Source organism: Flavobacterium sp. (genome assembly GCF_965277525.1).
In the GTDB taxonomy this organism is placed as follows: domain Bacteria; phylum Bacteroidota; class Bacteroidia; order Flavobacteriales; family Flavobacteriaceae; genus Flavobacterium.
In genome coordinates this window covers 250,199-271,797 of record NZ_CBDIDC010000005.1, presented here as the reverse complement: position 1 = coordinate 271,797, position 21,599 = coordinate 250,199, and the positions used below count along the sequence as shown (strand labels likewise).

The 21,599-nt window shown below is 37.1% G+C and carries 9 protein-coding genes; 8 read left to right on the top strand and 1 reads right to left on the bottom strand.

Annotated elements, in window-relative coordinates; translation table 11 throughout:
• The first annotated feature begins 13 nt into the window (after positions 1-13).
• The 5 genes from ACQY44_RS09525 to ACQY44_RS09505 all read left to right on the top strand — a co-directional run bounded on the left by ACQY44_RS09525 (position 14) and on the right by ACQY44_RS09505 (position 16,623).
• Positions 14-1,360 (top strand): cytochrome P450, encoded by a 1,347-nt coding sequence (locus ACQY44_RS09525; protein ID WP_428230137.1) that lies wholly within the window; start codon positions 14-16, stop codon positions 1,358-1,360.
• A complete protein-coding gene (gene queG / locus ACQY44_RS09520) occupies positions 1,357-2,283 on the top strand; it encodes a tRNA epoxyqueuosine(34) reductase QueG (protein ID WP_428230136.1) in 927 nt (308 codons plus the stop codon). Before ACQY44_RS09525 ends, queG begins: the two co-directional genes overlap by 4 nt.
• Before the next feature lie 509 nt (positions 2,284-2,792).
• Positions 2,793-13,712: an Ig-like domain-containing protein gene (locus ACQY44_RS09515; RefSeq protein ID WP_428230135.1), complete on the top strand. Its 10,920-nt coding sequence runs from the start codon at positions 2,793-2,795 to the stop codon at positions 13,710-13,712.
• Positions 13,713-13,764: 52 nt separating this feature from the next.
• On the top strand, positions 13,765-14,670 hold the full coding sequence (locus ACQY44_RS09510; protein WP_428230134.1) for a PorP/SprF family type IX secretion system membrane protein: 906 nt from the start codon (positions 13,765-13,767) through the stop codon (positions 14,668-14,670).
• A gap of 12 nt (positions 14,671-14,682) precedes the next feature.
• Positions 14,683-16,623: an OmpA family protein gene (locus ACQY44_RS09505; RefSeq protein WP_428230133.1), complete on the top strand. Its 1,941-nt coding sequence runs from the start codon at positions 14,683-14,685 to the stop codon at positions 16,621-16,623.
• A gap of 470 nt (positions 16,624-17,093) precedes the next feature.
• Here ACQY44_RS09505 and ACQY44_RS09500 read toward each other — a convergent pair whose 3' ends face one another.
• Positions 17,094-17,414 carry a hypothetical protein gene (locus tag ACQY44_RS09500; RefSeq protein ID WP_428230132.1) on the bottom strand — a complete coding sequence of 107 codons (321 nt, stop codon included), beginning with the start codon at positions 17,412-17,414 and terminating at the stop codon, positions 17,094-17,096.
• A 644-nt stretch (positions 17,415-18,058) separates the two neighbouring features.
• Here ACQY44_RS09500 and ACQY44_RS09495 point away from each other — a divergent pair.
• The 3 genes from ACQY44_RS09495 to ruvA all read left to right on the top strand — a co-directional run bounded on the left by ACQY44_RS09495 (position 18,059) and on the right by ruvA (position 21,583).
• The gene (locus ACQY44_RS09495) at positions 18,059-18,484 is read left to right on the top strand and encodes a CBS domain-containing protein (protein WP_428230131.1); all 426 of its coding nucleotides are present in this window, start codon (positions 18,059-18,061) and stop codon (positions 18,482-18,484) included.
• Between the two features lie 158 nt (positions 18,485-18,642).
• Complete coding sequence (locus ACQY44_RS09490) at positions 18,643-20,934, top strand: NADP-dependent malic enzyme (RefSeq protein WP_428230130.1); 2,292 nt, start codon at positions 18,643-18,645, stop codon at positions 20,932-20,934.
• Between the two features lie 67 nt (positions 20,935-21,001).
• Complete coding sequence (gene ruvA, locus ACQY44_RS09485) at positions 21,002-21,583, top strand: Holliday junction branch migration protein RuvA (RefSeq protein ID WP_428230129.1); 582 nt, start codon at positions 21,002-21,004, stop codon at positions 21,581-21,583.
• The last annotated feature ends 16 nt before the right edge of the window (positions 21,584-21,599 follow it).

Genomic DNA, 21,599 nt, shown 5'->3' with positions numbered 1-21,599 from the left:
TTCTGGTATCGCGATGTCTGAAAACACAAAATATAATTACCCTAACAGGCTTTCGATATTGAGATTCTTTTTGGATGCTGAAGGAGTGCGTAAAAATCCGATTCCGTTTCATGAAAAATATTTTGATAAACTTGGAGATTCGTTTTCTCTTAAAATTGGCAGATCTAAGCATATAATTTTATCAAGGGATAATGAAGTTGCCCAGTATATCTTGCAGAAAAATCAAAAGAATTATCATAAATCGAAATTCCAATCTGTATATCTTTCAAAATATTTGGGCAAAGGTCTTTTGACTGTTGATGGAGAATTTTGGTTGAAACAACGTAGACTTATTCAGCCTGCATTTCACAAGCAAAAGATGAATCAGTTGGTCGGAAATATGAATGAGACAATTGCTTTAGAATTGAAAGATTTAATTGAAGATAAGCCAGTCGATCTTTTTCCCGTAATGAGTCAATTAGCCTTTAATGTTGTGGCTAAATCATTATTTCAACTTTCAATTTCGGACGAAAAATTAAATAGAATAAAATTTATTATAGAAGAAGTGCAGAATTTCTTAATTAAAGAAATCAGACTTCCTCATAAGGCATGGTGGTTTTCGTTAAGTGGCCAGGTAAGGAATCATCTTGAACTGGCTCAGGAGAATAATAGTATTATTCAGGAAATTATAGAAGAAAGAATGGCTTCGAAAGAAGAAATTAATGATTTGTTGAATATGCTCTTAGAAACCCGATATGAAGATACTGGGGAAGGCATGTCAGTAAGTCAATTGGTCGATGAAATTAAAGTATTGTTTATTGCAGGACATGAAACTACTGCAAACGCTTTAACTTTTGCATTGCATCTTTTAGGAAGGAATCCTGAGGTACAACAAAAAGTTTTTGATGAGATTACCGGGATTCAATCTCAAACAGGTGATATTGTTGAGCAACTTCAGAAAATGAGTTATACCAATGCAGTTTTAAATGAATCAATGCGTTTGTATCCGCCAGCCTGGATTACGGATAGGCAAAATGTTACAGATGATGTACTTGCGGGTTATCATATAAAAAAGGAAACTCTAATAGGTGTTTCTTTTTATGAATTACATCGAAATCCTAAATATTGGGAAAATCCGAATCAATTTATTCCGGAGCGATTTCTTGGAGAGCAGCGAAAGCAATCTATGCAGTACTTTTATCCCTTTGGCGCAGGTCCAAGAATGTGCATCGGAGCGGGATTTGCCATTTATGAAATGTGTTTGACCATTTCGCAAATTGTAAAAAAATACGAGATTAAATCCAGTACAGATACTGTTCACTTTAATCCTCTAATAACGTTAAAGCCAGTTGGTGTAGCAGTTTCATTCTCGAAAAGATGAGCATTAATGCAAAAGAAACATATTCGAAATTTATAAAATCTGAAGCAAAACGTCTTGGTTTTCTTTCTTGTGGAATATCTAAAGCAGGTTTTCTGGAAGAAGAAGCGCCACGTCTTGAAAAGTGGCTCAACAACAATCATCATGGTCAAATGGCTTATATGGAAAACCACTTTGACAAACGTTTAGACCCAACCTTATTGGTTGATGATGCCAAAAGTGTCGTTTCTCTTTTACTAAATTATTATCCTGAAGAAACTCAAACTCAGGAAAGTTTTAAAATCTCAAAATATGCCTACGGTCAGGATTATCATTTTGTAATCAAAGAGAAACTAAAAGAATTTTTGCATTCTATTCAGGAAAATATTGGAGATGTTTCCGGTCGTGCTTTTGTTGATTCAGCACCTGTTTTAGATCGTGCCTGGGCGGCAAAAAGTGGCTTAGGATGGATTGGTAAAAGCGGTAACCTGCTAACTCAAAAAGTGGGTTCTTTCTATTTTATTGCAGAACTCATACTTGATTTAGATCTGGAATATGATCATGCTACTACAGATCATTGTGGTTCTTGTACGGCTTGTATCGATGCTTGTCCCACTCAGGCAATTGTGGCTCCACATGTTGTTGACGGTAGTAAATGTATTTCTTATTATACTATCGAACTCAAAGAAAATATCCCTTACGAAATGAAAGGAAAATTTGATGAATGGATGTTTGGTTGTGACACTTGTCAGGATGTTTGTCCATGGAATAGATTTTCAAAACCACATTCGGAACCATTATTTAATCCGAATCCGGACTTACTTTCTTTTTCTAAAAAAGACTGGATCGAAATTACGGAAGAAACTTTCCGTGCAGTTTTTAAAAATTCTCCCATTAAAAGAACAAAGTTTGATGGTTTAAAACGAAACGTGCAATTCTTACAATAGTTTTTTGAAGTATTTTTCCTTGTAATTACTGTGTTTTTGTCTTTTTTCAAATCTAATATCCTATTCCTTGTTTGTCTTTTTTTTGTAAGATTTTTATGTTTTTATCTAGTATTTACTTAAAAATCAACAATACACTAAAAAATTAAGAAATTTCTGCTATTTTATTATCGAATAGTTAAGTTTTTGGCACTTTAAGGTTAATTTTTGTTGTAAAAAAGTGTAATTCAACGTTTATCTGGGTAGTTTGTCGACTAAAGTAGCTAGTACATAGGTGTTTGCATATTTTCGCGGCTCCAAAACTACTAATTTAACCGTAAGACAATTTTTGTGTCTTGAACTATAATAATTTATGGTGCGAAAACTACTTTATTCTTGTGACGATCTTGAAATAACTTTTTTAAGATTTACAAAATCCATTTTCTCTGTTTTATCGTATCTGTTTCAAATACTGAAAACCAAATTAGGTTTTTCAATTTCCAATATTTCTATTCTTAAAATCACAGTTGTCTATGCGTAATTTTACTCTTAGTCAGTCTAAACTTTTTAGACTAATTTCTCTTGTTTTATTGTTTGTTACTTCTATTTCTTCGTTTGCACAAGTTTGTGGAACGCCAGGAGCAGATGGTCCTGTTACAGTATTAAGTTCTATAAATACATATTATCCTATATCAGGTAATATTACCTTAAATGCGGGAGCTCAATCTATACTCTTAGCGGGAGTACCACCAATAGATCGGTATTCTAATAATTTTGGGTCTACTCAAATTTCTGCAGGAGATTTGATTTTGATTATCCAAATGCAGGATGCTACAATAGATTCAAGTAACAGTCCTAGTTATGGATCAGGAACAACGAATAGCGGTCCGGACGGTTTAGGAGGTACTGGTTTTACAAGTATTGGTAATACTGGTGTTTTTGAATATGTTATTGCAACTAATAATGTACCGCTGACAGGTGGGAATTTAACTTTTAAGGGTACTGGTACCGGCGGAGGGATTCTTAATAGTTTTTATAATGCTGATGCAACATCCGCTAGAGGTAAAAGAACATTTCAAATTGTTAGGGTGCCTCAATACTCAAATTTAACTTTAAATTCAGATATAACAACCCCACCTTTTAACGGTATTGCCGGCGGAGTAATTGCTTTTAATGTTTCAGGAACTTTCAATTTTAACAGTAAAATAATTAATGGAACTGCAAGAGGTTTTAGAGGTGGATACAGTCCTAAGGCAGATTCAGGTGTAAATAATTCGACAATCTATGTTGGTCTGTCTACGAATAATAAGATTTCTGGAAAGGGAGAAGGAATGGCAGGAACGCCTAGATTTATGTGGGATGGCTTTAATGAAGTAGATAATATTGCTGAAGGTATGCCTGGCGGATCTGCTGGAAGGGGTGCCGCTGCGAATGCCGGTGGGGGTGGTAATGATCATAACACGGGTGGAGGTGGAGGTGGTAATGGAGGTTTTGGTGGTCTTGGAGGTGCCGGATGGCAAGGCGGCGGCGGAGATCTTTATCCTGCTTACACAGGAGGAGGAAGGCCAGGTTTCAAATCTTATACTACAGCAACACCTTTTCCAAGACTAGTTATGGGTGGCGGTGGCGGTGCTGGTGATGCTAATAATGCTTCGTCTGGTGTAAAGGGTGGAGTTGGAGGAGCAATTATACTCATTAACGCAGGTACCGTTCAAGGCACCGGTTATATTAACGCTAATGGAGGAAATGGTGCTGCAGGTACTTATTCAGGTTCACCTGATGGAGCAGGAGGAGGTGGAGCAGGAGGAACTGTACTTTTGAATATCTCTAATAATAGTACGGCAAATATAACAATTAATGCAAATGGAGGAAATGGAGGGAACTCAGAAAATGATAGTGGGAATGAGCACGGTCCAGGTGGTGGTGGTGGTGGTGGAATTATTAGTCATAATCTTTCTAGTTCATCAACAATAACATCTAGTGTAAATGGTGGTTTAGCAGGTAAATCTAATGCAGGAGCAGGAATTAATCATGGTGCTGTAAATGGGACTATTGGTTATGTTACGAAATTTACGGTTAGCGACGTACCCACTAATCTACAGGTTAATGCAAATTGTTTTCCTAGTCTTGAGACTAAAGTGAAATCTTTATCTACTGCATCAGCTTGTAATTCGATTGGTGAGAAAGTTTCTTATGAAATTCAGATAAAAAATACAGGAGCTGGGAATGCAGCGGGTGTTGTTTTGGATTTTAGTTTCCCTGCAGGTATCGAATTTGATTCTGCTACAGCCACATATTCAATCGAGGCTTCTGGCCCATTGGGTCCATTGACTAATATTAATACCACAGTACCTAATAATCCTTTATTAGGGATGTTTAATATTGGACAAAATGGTGTTGTTACAATAACCTTGATTGGGAAAGTAGCAGCGTCTATATCCCCAGGGGCATATAGTTCTAATGCACAAGCATTATATCTTGACCCAACACGTACAACTGCGAATTCGACAAGAAAAATAACTGCAGCTACAAACGCTTATGGCACAGTAAATAAAAAATATGAAGGTGCTAACCAAGCAGATGTTTCAGGGGTAAACTTTAGTGGTAGTAGTACGAATCTCGATGATATAACAATTCTAGCTTTGCCGGCTGTTCCAACTTTTATGGCTACACAGCCAACATGTACCCTACCAACAGGAACAATAAGAGTAGATACTCCTGCCAATGGCACAGGAATAAATTATACACTAACAGGAACAAATCCTGTAACGGCTCCGGTAAATAATGCGACTGGTATTTTTTCTGGGCTAGTAGCGGGTATATATAAGTTGACGACAACCAATTCACAAGGTTGTACTTCACTTTCTACTGCAGATATTACTATAAATGCACTTGCAGGTGCACCAACCACAACAGGAGTTTCCATTTGTCAAGGTGATGATAGCGTAGCATTAGTAGCTACTTCTACATGTTCTTCGGGTACTATTCAATGGTATACAGCTGCTTCAGGAGGTACATTGTTGTACACTGGTGTTTCTTTTAATCCGGTGGGAGTTGCCGGATCAGGTTTGGCAGATACGAATACCGCAAAGACTGTAATTTATTATGCGGCATGTACTGGTTCAACTTGTAGAACAGCTACGAGTTTTGTTATTAAGCCAAAACCAACAATTACAAGCACAACGCCAAATTCACGATGTGATGCAGGAACTGTGACTTTGGGGGCTACAGCTTCATCAGGAACAATCAATTGGTATGCTGCAGCAACAGGTGGCCCATCATTAGGAACAGGAGCTACTTTTACTACACCAAGTTTATCTGTAACAACTGACTTTTATGTTGATGCAACAGATAATGGATGTACTACAGTAACTAGAACTCCTGTTAAAGCAACAGTAAATACCTCGCCAACAATAAATTCAACAATAGAAGGTTCTAGATGTGGTACAGGAACAGTTGCACTAAGTGCAACTGCATCAACAGGATCTACCATTTATTGGTATGCTAATCCAACAGGTGGCCCATCATTAGAGACAGGAGCTACTTTTAATACACCAAGTTTATCAGCTACTACGACTTATTATGTAGGAGCTACTACAACTGAGGGTTGTACTACAGCATCAAGAATTGCAGTTGCAGCAGTTATAAATACAGCTTCGACGGTTGTACTAACAAGTGCGACTAGTACACAAAACCAAACTTTATGTGAAGGAACACCAATTACCAGCACTGTTTATACTTTTGGAGGAAGTGCAACGAATGCTGTAGCCTCAAACTTACCACTTGGTTTAGGGAGCATTGTTGATACCAATGCAAAAACAATAACAATTTCAGGGAGTCCAACAACAAGTGGCCCTTATACTTATACAATAACAACGGTTGGGCATACATCACCTTGTAGTGCTGCTACGATAAATGCTAATGTAACGGTAACAGCAAATAATACAGTAAGTGCGGCATCAACTACACCAACATTATGTATCAATACTGTTTTAACAAATATTACGCATACTACAAGTGGTGCGACAGGAATAGGCAGTGCGACAGGATTACCTGCAGGAGTTACTGCAGCTTGGGCATCTAACAAGATTACTATTAGCGGTACTCCAACAGTAGCAGGTATATATACGTACAGAATTCCATTAGTTGGAGGTTGTGGAACTGTTTTAAATGCGACTGGGAAAATCACAATTACAGCTGCACCAAATGCGGGAACTTTATCAGGAACACAAAATATTTGTGTTGCAGGAACCACTACATTTACATCAACAGGAGATTCAGGAAGCTGGTCAAGCAGCAATAATGCAATTGCGACAGTTAATCCTTCAACAGGTTTAGTTACAGGTGTTACAGCTGGAACAGCAACCATCACTTATACCGTAACAGGAACCGGAGGTTGTACAAATGCAACAGCCAATAGAGGGGTTACCATTACAGCTGCACCAAATGCGGGAACTTTATCAGGAACACAAAATATTTGTGTTGCAGGAACCACTACATTTGCATCAACAGGAGATTCAGGAAACTGGTCAAGCAGCAATAATGCAATTGCGACAGTTAATCCTTCAACAGGTTTAGTTACAGGTGTTACAGCTGGAACAGCAACCATCACTTATACCGTAACAGGAACGGGAGGTTGTACCAATGCAACAGCCACTAGAGGGGTTACCATTACAGCTGCACCAAATGCGGGAACTTTATCAGGAACACAAAATATTTGTGTTGCGGGAACCACTACATTTGTATCAACAGGAGATTCAGGAAGCTGGTCAAGCAGCAATAATGCAATTGCGACAGTTAATCCTTCAACAGGTTTAGTTACAGGTGTTACAGCTGGAACAGCAACCATCACTTATACCGTAACAGGAACCGGAGGTTGTACCAATGCAACAGCCAATAGAGGGGTTACCATTACAGCTGCACCAAATGCGGGAACTTTATCAGGAACACAAAATATTTGTGTTGCAGGAACCACTACATTTGCATCAACAGGAGATTCAGGAAACTGGTCAAGCAGCAATAATGCAATTGCGACAGTTAATCCTTCAACAGGTTTAGTTACAGGTGTTACAGCTGGAACAGCAACCATCACTTATACCGTAACAGGAACGGGAGGTTGTACCAATGCAACAGCCACTAGAGGGGTTACCATTACAGCTGCACCAAATGCGGGAACTTTATCAGGAACACAAAATATTTGTGTTGCGGGAACCACTACATTTGTATCAACAGGAGATTCAGGAAACTGGTCAAGCAGCAATAATGCAATTGCGACAGTTAATCCTTCAACAGGTTTAGTTACAGGTGTTACAGCTGGAACAGCAACCATCACTTATACCGTAACAGGAACCGGAGGTTGTACAAATGCAACAGCCACTAGAGGGGTTACCATTACAGCTGCACCAAATGCGGGAACTTTATCAGGAACACAAAATATTTGTGTTGCAGGAACCACTACATTTGCATCAACAGGAGATTCAGGAAACTGGTCAAGCAGCAATAATGCAATTGCGACAGTTAATCCTTCAACAGGTTTAGTTACAGGTGTTACAGCTGGAACGGCAACCATCACTTATACCGTAACAGGAACCGGAGGTTGTACCAATGCAACAACCACTAGAGAGGTTACCATTACAGCTGCACCAAATGCGGGAACTTTATCAGGAACACAAAATATTTGTGTTGCAGGAACCACTACATTTACATCAACAGGAGATTCAGGAAACTGGTCAAGCAGCAATAATGCAATTGCGACAGTTGATCCTTCAACAGGTTTAGTTACAGGTGTTACAGCTGGAACGGCAACCATCACTTATACCGTAACAGGAACTGGAGGTTGTACAAATACAACAGCCACTAGAGATGTTACCATTACAGCTGCACCAAATGCGGGAACTTTATCAGGAACACAAAATATTTGTGTTGCAGGAACCACTACATTTGTATCAACAGGAGATTCAGGAAACTGGTCAAGCAGCAATAATGCAATTGCGACAGTTGATCCTTTAACAGGTTTAGTTACAGGTGTTACAGCTGGAACGGCAACCATCACTTATACCGTAACAGGAACTGGAGGTTGTACAAATGCAACTACAAGCCGAACAATAACCATAAAACCAATTCCTTCAGTACCAGTTTTAAGTTCTGTAATAGAACAGACATGTACCGTGGCAAAAGGAAGTGTGACTATTATAAATTACGATATAATTTACACTTATATAATAACTCCATCAACAGGAGTTGTTCAAAATGGTGCCGAAGTTATAGCTCCTGTAGGAAGTTATACTATTACAGCTTCAGCTAATGGATGTATTTCTGATAGTTCAAGTTTTACTATCAATTCTAAAATCTGTGCCAAAGACGATAACACATATGCGGTTCAGGTTCCGGGAACAACAGTGGCTACCACCGTTGGAAACGTAACAACAAATGATACCTTAAACGGAACAGCCGTTACAGCTTTAAATACAACAGTAACCGCCATAACAACAGGTCCGTTAAGTATAGATGCCAACGGAGTCTTGACCCTTGATCCTAATACGGCATCAGGAAGTTACAGCATTACTTATGAAATCTGTGAGAAAGGTGCTACTCCTGCCAACTGCGATACTGCAACAGCAACCGTAGTGGTAAAAGGTACTCTAGATGCCAAGGATGATAACACGTATGCGGTTCAGGTTCCGGGAACAACAGTGGCCACCACAGTTGGAAACGTAACAACAAATGACACTTTAAACGGAACAGCCGTTACAGCTTTAAATACAACAGTAACGCCAATAAGCACAGGTCCGTTAAGTATAGATGCCAACGGAGTCTTGACTCTTGATCCTAATACAGCATCAGGAAGTTACAGCATTACTTATGAAATCTGTGAAAAAGGAGCTACTCCTGCCAACTGTGATACTGCAACAGCAACCGTAGTGGTAAAAGGTACTTTAGATGCCAAGGATGACAATACGTATGCGGTTCAGGTTCCGGGAACAACAGTGGCTACCACCGTTGGAAACGTAACAACAAATGATACCTTAAACGGAACAGCCGTTACATCCACTAATACAACAGTAACCGCTATTACAACAGGTCCGTTAAGTATAGATGCCAACGGAGTCTTGACTCTTGATCCTAATACAGCATCAGGAAGTTACAGCATTACTTATGAAATCTGTGAAAAAGGAGCTACTCCTGCCAACTGCGATACTGCAACAGTAACCGTAGTGGTAAAAGGTACTCTAGATGCCAAGGATGATAACACGTATGCGGTTCAGGTTCCGGGAACAACAGTGGCTACCACCGTTGGAAACGTAACAACAAATGATACCTTAAACGGAACAGCCGTTACAGCTTTAAATACAACAGTAACGCCAATAAGCACAGGTCCGTTAAGTATAGATGCCAGCGGAGTCTTGACTCTTGAGCCTAATACGGCATCAGGAAGTTACAGCATAACTTATGAAATCTGTGAAAAAGGAGCTACTCCTGCCAACTGCGATACTGCAACAGCAACCGTAGTGGTAAAAGGTACTTTAGATGCCAAGGATGATAACACGTATGCGGTTCAGGTTCCGGGAACAACAGTGGCTACCACCGTTGGAAACGTAACAACAAATGACACTTTAAACGGAACAGCCGTTACATCCACTAATACAACAGTAACCGCCATAACAACAGGTCCGTTAAGTATAGATGCCAACGGAGTCTTGACTCTTGAGCCTAATACAGCATCAGGAAGTTACAGCATTACTTATGAAATCTGTGAAAAAGGAGCCAATCCTGCCAACTGCGATACTGCAACAGCTACCGTAGTGGTAAAAGGTACTTTAGATGCCAAGGATGATAACACGTATGCGGTTCAGGTTCCGGGAACAACAGTGGCTACCACCGTTGGAAACGTAACAACAAATGATACCTTAAACGGAACAGCCGTTACATCCACTAATACAACAGTAACCGCGATAACAACAGGTCCGTTAAGTATAGATGCCAACGGAGTCTTGACTCTTGAGCCTAATACAGCATCAGGAAGTTACAGCATTACTTATGAAATCTGTGAAAAAGGAGCCAATCCTGCCAACTGCGATACTGCAACAGCTACCGTAGTGGTAAAAGGTACTTTAGATGCCAAGGATGACAATACGTATGCGGTTCAGGTTCCTGGAACAACAGTGGCTACCACCGTTGGAAACGTAACAACAAATGACACTTTAAACGGAACAGCCGTTACATCCACTAATACAACAGTAACCGCCATAACAACAGGTCCGTTAAGTATAGATGCCAACGGAGTCTTGACTCTTGAGCCTAATACAGCATCAGGAAGTTACAGCATTACTTATGAAATCTGTGAAAAAGGAGCCAATCCTGCCAACTGCGATACTGCAACAGCTACCGTAGTGGTAAAAGGTACTTTAGATGCCAAGGATGATAACACGTATGCGGTTCAGGTTCCTGGAACAACAGTGGCTACCACCGTTGGAAACGTAACAACAAATGACACTTTAAACGGAACAGCCGTTACATCCACTAATACAACAGTAACCGCCATAACAACAGGTCCGTTAAGTATAGATGCCAACGGAGTCTTGACTCTTGAGCCTAATACAGCATCAGGAAGTTACAGCATTACTTATGAAATCTGTGAAAAAGGAGCTACTCCTGCCAACTGCGATACTGCAACAGCAACCGTAGTGGTAAAAGGTACTTTAGATGCCAAGGATGATAACACGTATGCGGTTCAGGTTCCGGGAACAACAGTGGCTACCACCGTTGGAAACGTAACAACAAATGATACTTTAAACGGAACAGCCGTTACATCCACTAATACAACAGTAACCGCCATAACAACAGGTCCGTTAAGTATAGATACCAACGGAGTCTTGACTCTTGATCCTAATACAGCATCAGGAAGTTACAGCATTACTTATGAAATCTGTGAAAAAGGAGCTACTCCTGCCAACTGTGATACTGCAACAGCAACCGTAGTGGTAAAAGGTACTTTAGATGCCAAGGGCGACAATACGTATGCGGTTCAGGTTCCGGGAACAACAGTGGCCACCACCGTTGGAAACGTAACAACAAATGATACCTTAAACGGAACAGCCGTTACAGCTTTAAATACAACAGTAACCGCCATAACAACAGGTCCGTTAAGTATAGATGCCAACGGAGTCTTGACTCTTGAGCCTAATACAGCATCAGGAAGTTACAGCATTACTTATGAAATCTGTGAGAAAGGAGCTACTCCTGCCAACTGCGATACTGCAACAGCAACCGTAGTGGTAAAAGGTACTCTAGATGCCAAGGACGACAATACGTATGCGGTTCAGGTTCCGGGAACAACAGTGGCCACCACCGTTGGAAACGTAACAACAAATGATACCTTAAACGGAACAGCCGTTACAGCTTTAAATACAACAGTAACCGCCATAACAACAGGTCCGTTAAGTATAGATGCCAACGGCGTTTTAACCCTTGAGCCTAATACAGTATCAGGAAGTTACAGCATAACTTATGAAATCTGTGAAAAAGGCGCTACTCCTGCCAACTGCGATACTGCAACAGCAACCGTAGTGGTAAAAGGTACTTTAGATGCCAAGGATGATAACACGTATGCGGTTCAGGTTCCGGGAACAACAGTGGCTACCACCGTTGGAAACGTAACAACAAATGATACTTTAAACGGAACAGCCGTTACATCCACTAATACAACAGTAACCGCCATAACAACAGGTCCGTTAAGTATAGATACCAACGGAGTCTTGACTCTTGATCCTAATACAGCATCAGGAAGTTACAGCATTATTTATGAAATCTGTGAAAAAGGAGCTACTCCTGCCAACTGCGATACTGCAACAGTAACCCTTATAGTAGGGCAACCAGCAATCATTGCAGTAACAGAAAATACACTTCCAATTAATGGAAGTATTGGAGGAACCACATTCTCATTAACAAACAATGATACATTAAACGGAGATCCAGCTGTTATCAAAAACAGTAATGGAGGAATAATCCTGACGCCAGTAAATGTACCAACGGGATTAACTTTAAATCCAGACGGAACAGTAACGGTAAAACCAGGAACTCCAATAGGAAATTATGAAATAGAATATACTATTTGTGAATATTTAAATGCTACAAGCAATTGTGCTACTATAAAAAGTTATGTTCCTGTAACGGGAGCGGTTTTACAGGCTAATAATGATAATGCAGGAACTGTAGATAGTAGTAAAGGGCAAAGTTCAACAACAAGTATATTTCATAACGATACTTTAAACGGATCGATAGTTAATCCTTCAGATGTTGTTTTGAGTACTGTTGTTTCAAATCCTAACTTAATTTTAAAGACAGACGGTACAATAGAAGTAAAACCTGGAACACCATCCGGAAATTATGAATTGACATATCAGATTTGTGAAGCCTTAAATACATCTAATTGTAGTCAGGCAGTAGTGAAGATTACTGTAGTGAATACTCCGCCAATAACACCATTAATACAACTTATCATTAATAATGATGGAGTAGTAAATGTTGACGGAATAAATGGTTCACTTGAGTTTATCAATGTTTTGGATAATGATTTATTAAAAGGCTTACCAATAAACCCTTTAGATGTTTTAATTACAAATACACCAAATAAATATTTCGAATTTAACTCAGATGGAACTGTAAATGTAAAACCAAATACTCCGGGAGGAAATTACTCTCTGGTATATCAGGTTTGCGAAAAAGCCAATCTTACGAATTGTGGTACTGCAACGTTAAGTGTTTTTGTAGAAGTTCCTGCTATTGCGATTATAAAAACAGCAGTGTTTAATGATGAAAATGGTAGCGGATTTGCAAATGCAGGTGAAACCATTACCTATAAATTCAAAGTAACAAACACAGGAAATGTTCCTTTAACCGGAGTTATGGTTTCAGATCCTTTACCTGGTCTGGTACTTACCGGACAAGCAATAGATTTAGAGGTAAACGAATCAGATGAACATAATTTTATAGCAACTTATAAAATTACACAAAATGATATCAATAAAGGAAGTATAAGCAATCAGGCAACTGTAAAAGGGCGCAGCAACAAAGGAGTTGTTGTCGAAGACAAGTCAGATGACGAAAACAATCTGGAAGACAAACCTACAGTATTACCGCTAAACGGATGTGTTATAAAAGTCTTTAATGCATTCTCTCCAAACGGAGATGAAAAAAATAAGAGATTCTATATTCAGGGATTGGAATGCTATCCTGACAATACGGTAGAAATTTATAACCGTTGGGGTGTTTTAGTTTACAATATAGACAATTATAATAACGAAGACCGTGCTTTTGTAGGTTACTCTGAAGGACGTACAACTATAAAACAATCTGAAGGATTGCCAGTAGGAACCTATTTCTATATTGTGAAATACAAAGACAGTGGCTCAAATTCACACGAACTTTCAGGTTATTTATATATAAACAAATAAAAATTATGAGCGGCTTAGTTGTTTGCTAAGCCGCTTTTTAAAAGCCTTTTAAATGAAAAAGATAGTTTTAATTTTCATGTTTTTCACGATGGTGTGTTCGGCGCAGCAGGATGCTCAATTTACACAATATATGTACAATACCATCACAATAAATCCAGCTTATGCAGGCTCCCGTGGCGCTTTAAGTGTTTTTGGATTATACCGTACACAATGGGTAGGACTTGATGGTGCACCTGAAACAAGTACTTTCTCTGTAAACACTCCTTTAAATAATAGTAATCTGGGACTGGGAGTTTCTTTGGTAAATGATAAAATTGGGCCAACGAACGAAAATACACTATCTGCTGATTTATCTTATACTGTTCCAACTTCTGAGACGTTTAAACTTTCTTTTGGGATAAAAGCCACAGCCAATCTCTTTAATTTGGATGTAAATAAATTAAGTTTTGAAGATCAGGGAGATCCCCAGTTTCAGGATTTAAACAATAAAATTACCCCAAATATTGGTGCAGGTGTTTACTGGCATTCAGACAAAGCTTATTTAGGATTATCTGTTCCTAATTTTATCGAAACAAACAGGTATAATGATAATGATACGGCTATTTTTAAAGATAAAATAAATTACTATTTCATGGCAGGTTATGTTTTTGATCTTGATTATTATATCAAATTCAAACCGGCCTTATTGACCAAAATGGTACAGGGAGCTCCTTTGCAGGTAGATGTTTCAGGTAACTTTATGTTCAACGATAAATTTGTAGTTGGTCTTGCATACCGTTGGAGCGCATCAGTAAGTGCGATGGCCGGTTTTCAGGTGTCAGATGGTTTATATATAGGATATGGTTATGACCACGAAACAACCAATTTAAGAAGATATAATTCTGGATCGCATGAGATTTTCCTGCGTTTTGAGTTTTTTAATAATTATAACAGAATTACATCACCAAGATTCTTCTAAAAAAGCCAATCCATGAAAACCAAAACCCTCAATTATACTGCTTTATTTTTACTTTTTTGTTTCAGTACAATTGCCCAGACAAACAGTATAAATTATGCCAACGACAAATACGATAAATATGCTTATGTAGATGCAATAAAAGTCTATGAAAGTGTAGCCAACAAAGGTTATAAAGACGAAAAAATGTTTCAGCGTCTTGGTAATTCCTATTATTTTAATGGCGAATTGGTAAAAGCCCTAAAATGGTATGACGAATTGTTTGCGATGAATGAGCAACAAGATACAGAATATTTATATCGATATGCCCAATGTCTGAAATCTGCCGGAAATTATGCTAAAGCAGATACGATTTTAGAAAAGTTCAATCAAAAACTTACTACTGACAAAAGAGGTCTTTTGTTCGAAGCCAATAAAAATTATTTAGAAGAGATAAAATCTAATTCAGGCCGATTCGAAATAGCCGATGCAGGAATTAATTCTAAATATTCAGATTATGGAAGTGCTGTTTATGATAATAAACTGGTATTTACTTCTGCACGTGATACTGGTGGAATTGCGAAAAAAAATTTTAAATGGACGAACAGATCCTTTACTAATTTATACACCGCCGAATTATTGCCTGACGGAAGTATTGGAACTCCGCAGCGTTTTCAGAAAAAAGTAAATACAAAATTCAACGAGTCAACGCCCGTTTTTACAAAAGATGGAAGAACGATGTATTTTACACGAAATAATTTTTTAGACGGAAAAAGAGGCAGAGACGAGAATAAAATTACATTATTAAAATTATACAAAGCAAACCTTATTAATGGGGAATGGAAAAATATTGAAGAACTACCCTTCAATAGCAATCAGTATAGTGTGGCACATCCTACTTTAAGTGTAGATGAAAAAACATTGTATTTTGCGTCTGATATGCCGGGAACGTTAGGGCAATCTGATTTGTTTAAAGTAAAAATAAATCAGGACGGAACTTTTGGAAAACCGGAAAATCTGGGAGCAACAATTAATACAGAAGGAAGAGAGACATTTCCGTTTATTTCAGGAGATAACGAACTCTATTTTGCAACAGACGGAAGACCCGGATTAGGTGGACTTGATATCTTTGTTTCTAAAATAAATAACGACGGTTCTTTTCAGCAAATACAAAATGTGGGAGAACCAATAAACAGTAAACAAGACGATTTTGCTTTTATAATTGAAAGTAAAAACAGAAATGGGTTTTTCTCTTCGAACAGAGAAAATGGTCACGGATTCGATGATATTTATCGTTTTACAGAAACCAGAAAACTTAATTGCGAGCAGGAATTAACCGGAACAGTTACAGATGCTGAAACAAACATAAACCTTTCAAATACAACTGTAGCTTTGTTCGATGAAAGTTTTCAACCCGTAGCAGAAGTTGTTTCTGACGAAAAAGGAAATTACGTTTTTCCTGCTGTAAAATGTGGCTTAAAGTATTTTGTCAGAGCATCAAAAACAGATTATGAAAGTAAAGAAACTCCGGTAACAATCAAAAAAATATCCGGAAAAACAACTCTATTAATTCAATTAGAAAAAAGGGTTAAACCTATAACAGTAGGAACAGATTTGGCAAAAACGCTAGATATCCCGATTATTTATTTTGATTTAGATAAAGCAACTATCAAAAAAGAATCTGCTTTTGAATTAGAAAAAATTGTCGAAATATTAAAACAATATCCAACCTTAAAACTCGATATTCGTTCGCATACAGACAGCCGACAAACAGCTAAATACAATCAGGTTTTATCTGATAAAAGGGCAAAAGCAACACTAAATTGGTTAGTTGATAAAGGTATAGATACAAGTAGGTTAACAGCAAAAGGCTACGGCGAATCACAATTAGTAAACGGATGTTCTGATGGTGTAAAATGTTCAGAAGAAGAACATAAGCTGAACCGAAGAAGCGAATTTGTGATTACCAATTTATAAAAAAATAGAACTGTAAATCCCTTTTCTAACTTAGAAAAGGGATTTTTTATTTGAAATTTTCACCCTTTGATTGTAATGTATATTGTATATTTTTAACTGGACTAAAGTCCAGCCCTACAATATAATTTGTTCCTTCGGAACTTTATAAAGGATAATTGACGGGATGTTTGTTATAGTTCTAATTTAACTTTTTATAAAACATTTTGTCCTTCGAAAACCAAAAAGAGCCATCGGTTCGATTTATATTGTAGTGCCGGACTAAAGTCCAGCCCTACAATATAATTTGTTCCTTCGGAACTTTATAAAGGATAATTGACGGGATGTGTATTATAGTTCTAATTTAACTTTTTATAAAACATTCTGTCCTTCGAAAACCAAAAAGAGCCATCGGCTCGATTTATATTGTAGGGCTGGACTTTAGTCCAGTCTATAAGACAACATTTAGATTTTCGATTATTATGTATTGTGCTTTAATTATCCGGAGCAAACATTTGATTAATTTCACCTAACAATTCAAATTCATTCATAGGAAACATCTCAAGCACCATTTCTAAAACAAGAGAGACATTGATAGGATTTTTGTTTGTACTGGATCTTTTATCGCCGTCATGATCAAGTGTCAAAATACACATTTTTATCATATTGGTAATCACACAACCCAGTTCATAATAATTGATATTAATGTGAGCCGTATAAACTTCTGATTTATTGTTTCCAGACTTGGAGGTATTGAAATAGGAAGCAATTAATTTTCTAAGAGTTTCTAATTTTTCAGTTTCATTTGTTTCCATTATAGTATATTTTTGGGTTTGTATAATTTATTCTTTTTCACAAATCAAATCTGTTAAACTGTTTGAAAAGATAGTACGACATAAATATCGTGTTAAGATATAATGGTATATTCTAACATATTACGCAGAAGAATATTGTCACCTTTCATACATTTAAAAGCTTATTTTAATCTTAGGCAATTTGCATTTTATATTTATTATTTCCGACATATTATAATATGTTAATGAAAGTTTTTTCTAAAAATCCCATCGGGATGACATATTTATAGAAATAAGAAGTTAGGCAAATGAACCCCATCGGGGTGGTATACGGAACTTTTTTTTGCGATTCCTTCGTCAGAAAGACGACATGGTGTCAAATAGTTTTTTAAATAAAAAATGATATGATCATATGAATTGGCATAAAGACCTCTCCTAAAATTAAGAAAAGGTCTTTTTTATTTAGAATAAATCTATTAACGTAAAAAAGATTATGTTTTTCGTAAAAAAGTGCTAAAATTCATTCAAATATTTAGGATATAACCTGTAAATTTTAAGGTATTAGATATTATGTTTAAAATGAATGAGTTAAGTTTTAAAAAATCGTTTTCGTTGTTGTTTATATTCATTTTTTTCTAACTTTATAGATCTAAATTTTTTCAGATATGACTGTAAATCAAATACTAAACGCAAAAGGAAAAAATGTTTATTCAGTTCTTTCAACAACAACGGTTTATGAAGCCTTAAAAGTGATGGGAGAGAAAAACATAGGTGCTATCCTTATTATTGATGGCAATGATTTAAAGGGAATATTGTCTGAAAGGGATTATGCCCGAAAAATTGTTTTAAAAGACAAATCATCAAAAGAAACTTTTGTTCATGAAATTATGGAAAGCAATGTTTTTTCGGTAAAACTTTCAGATAATCTAGAAAATTGTATGGAGCTTATGAGTACAAAAAGAATTAGGCACTTACCCGTTCTCGAAGATAGAACCGTGGTAGGAATAGTTTCTATTAGTGATGTGGTTAAAGCAATTATTGAAATTCAAAAAGACACCATAAATCATTTAAACTCTTATATATCTCAATAAAAAAAATCAAAATATAAGTTTTATCAAATAGTCCAAATGCTACTGGACTATTTTTTTTTGGATGTAATAAATGGTATTTTGCTAAAAGAAAATAATAAAAATACGCCATTTTAAACCAAGACTTATATCTTTGTAAGCTAGAATAAAAGCTAAAATAAATGAACAAAGAGAGTAAAAGAAGAGAAGCGTTACTGTATCATTCAGAACCAACTCCAGGAAAAATTCAGGTAGTTCCAACAAAAAAATATGCAACTCAAAGAGACTTGTCTTTGGCTTATTCGCCAGGTGTTGCAGAACCATGTTTAGAAATTGCAGCAAATGTAGATGACGTTTACAAATATACAGCAAAAGGAAATTTAGTTGCTGTGATCTCAAACGGTACAGCTGTCTTAGGACTTGGGGACATTGGTCCTGAAGCTTCTAAACCAGTAATGGAAGGAAAAGGATTATTGTTTAAAATATTCTCTGATATTGACGTTTTTGATATTGAAATCGGAACAAAAGATATAGAAGAATTTATTCAGACCGTAAAAAACATTGCCCCAACTTTTGGAGGGATAAATCTGGAAGATATTAAAGCACCGGAATCTTTCGAAATCGAAAGAAGACTGGTAGAAGAATTAGATATTCCGGTAATGCACGACGACCAGCACGGTACGGCAATTATCTCTTCGGCGGCTTTAATCAATGCACTTGAATTAGCAGGAAAAAAAGCAGAAGATGTAAAAGTAGTAGTTTCCGGAGCAGGTTCTGCTGCGATTGCCTGTACTGATTTATATGTTTTATTAGGCGTAAAAGTCGAAAATATTTTAATGTTTAATAGTAAAGGACTTTTAACAAAAGACAATCCTTCATTATCAGAACTACAGTTAAAATATGCTGTAAATGGGCCTAAAATTGAGCTTGCAGAAGCTGTAAAAGGCGCTGATGTTTTTATCGGATTATCTTCAGGAGATATCCTGACACCGGAAATGTTATTAACAATGAAAGACAGTCCGATTGTTTTTGCAATGGCAAATCCAAATCCGGAAATCGATTATAATTTAGCGACCGAAACGCGAAAAGACGTTATTATGGCTACAGGACGTTCAGATTTTCCTAATCAGGTTAATAACGTTCTTGGTTTTCCATATATTTTTAGAGGAGCGCTTGATGTCAGAGCTACGAAAATTAACGAAGCTATGAAAATGGCTGCTGTAAAAGCGTTGGCAATATTGGCAAAAGAACCGGTTCCTGAGCAGGTAAATGTAGCTTACGGAGCAACAAAATTAGGTTTTGGAAGAGATTATATTATCCCAAAACCATTTGATCCAAGATTAATTACAATAGTAGCACCAGCAGTTGCGAAAGCAGCAATGGAATCCGGTGTTGCCAAAAATCCTATTACAGACTGGGCAGCTTATGAAGATGTGCTTCGTGAACGTATGGGGAATGACAACAAAATGGTTCGTTTGATGACTAACCGCGCAAAAATGGATCCTAAAAGAATTGTGTTTGCAGAAGCAGATCAATTAAATGTATTAAAAGCAGCTCAGATTGTTTATGAGGACGGAATTGGTTTTCCAATTTTGTTAGGAAATAAAGAAGTTATCCTGGAGCTTAAAGCCGAGTTAGGTTTTGATGCTGAACTGGAGATTATTGATCCTAAAACCAATGAAGAAGAAGCAAGAAGAAACAGATTTGCGACTTCATACTGGGAAACAAGAGAAAGAAGAGGAGTTTCGTTACTTGATTCTCAAAAATTCATGCGCGAAAGAAACTATTTTGCAGCCATGATGGTAAACGAAGGCGAAGCAGATGCTTTGGTTACAGGACATACAAGAAGTTACCCAAGTGTTGTAAAACCAATGTTACAATTGATTGAAAAAGCGCATGGAGCCTCACTTGTTGCAACAGCAAATATGATGTTAACGTCTCGTGGGCCAATGTTTTTATCAGATACGGCAATCAATATAAATCCATCATCCGAAGATTTGGTTAATATTGCTATTATGACCGCAAAAACAGCAAAAATGTTTGGTGTTGAGCCCGTTATTGCAATGATTTCGTATTCAAACTTTGGATCATCAACAAGTCAAAGCGCTTCAAAAGTAAGAGAAGCAGTAGCCTATTTGCATAAAAATCATCCGGAACTAATTGTTGATGGAGAAATTCAGGCAGATTTTGCTTTGAATCAGGAAATGCTTTCAGAGAAATTTCCTTTCTCTAAATTGGCAGGTAAAAAAGTAAATACATTGATTTTTCCTAACTTAGAGTCAGCTAATATTACTTATAAATTGCTAAAAGAATTGTATAAAGTAAACTCTATTGGTCCAATTATGATGGGAATGGGTAAACCGGTTCACATTTTCCAGTTAGGAGCAAGTGTTGAAGAAATGGTGAATATGGCAGCAATAGCGGTCATTGACGCTCAGGAAAAAGAAAATAAAAAAAATAAATTAGCAAAATAGTATAAATAATAAGGATCGAATAATATTGTCGTATTTTTATTATATTTGACCCTAATAAATTTATACTATGATAGCACATTTGCAAGGGAAATTAGTCGAGAAAAACCCTACTGAGGTCGTAATTGATTGCGGAGGGGTTGGTTATCAGGTAAATATATCTTTACATACCTTTTCGTTAATTCCCAATGCTGAGCATATAAAACTGTATACGCATCTTCTGATTAAGGAAGATGCGCATACTTTATTTGGTTTTGCCGAGAAATCAGAGCGCGAAATATTCAGAATGTTACTATCTGTTTCCGGAATTGGAGCAAATATTGCCAGAACAATGTTATCTTCAATAGAACCAAGACAAATTATTAACGCAATCGCATCCGGAGATGTAGGAATTATACAGTCAATAAAGGGGATAGGAAACAAGACAGCGCAAAGAGTTATCCTTGATTTAAAAGAAAAAGTGTTAAAGTTGTACGATTTAGACGAAGTTTCGGTAGTTCAAAACAATACAAATCGAGATGAAGCGTTATCTGCTTTGGAAGTTTTAGGTTTTGTTCGAAAAACTTCAGAAAAAGTAGTCGAAAAAATTGTTAAGGAAGATCCGGAAGCTACTGTAGAGACTATCATTAAAAAAGCGTTAAAAAGCCTATAAACTCAATTTTATATAA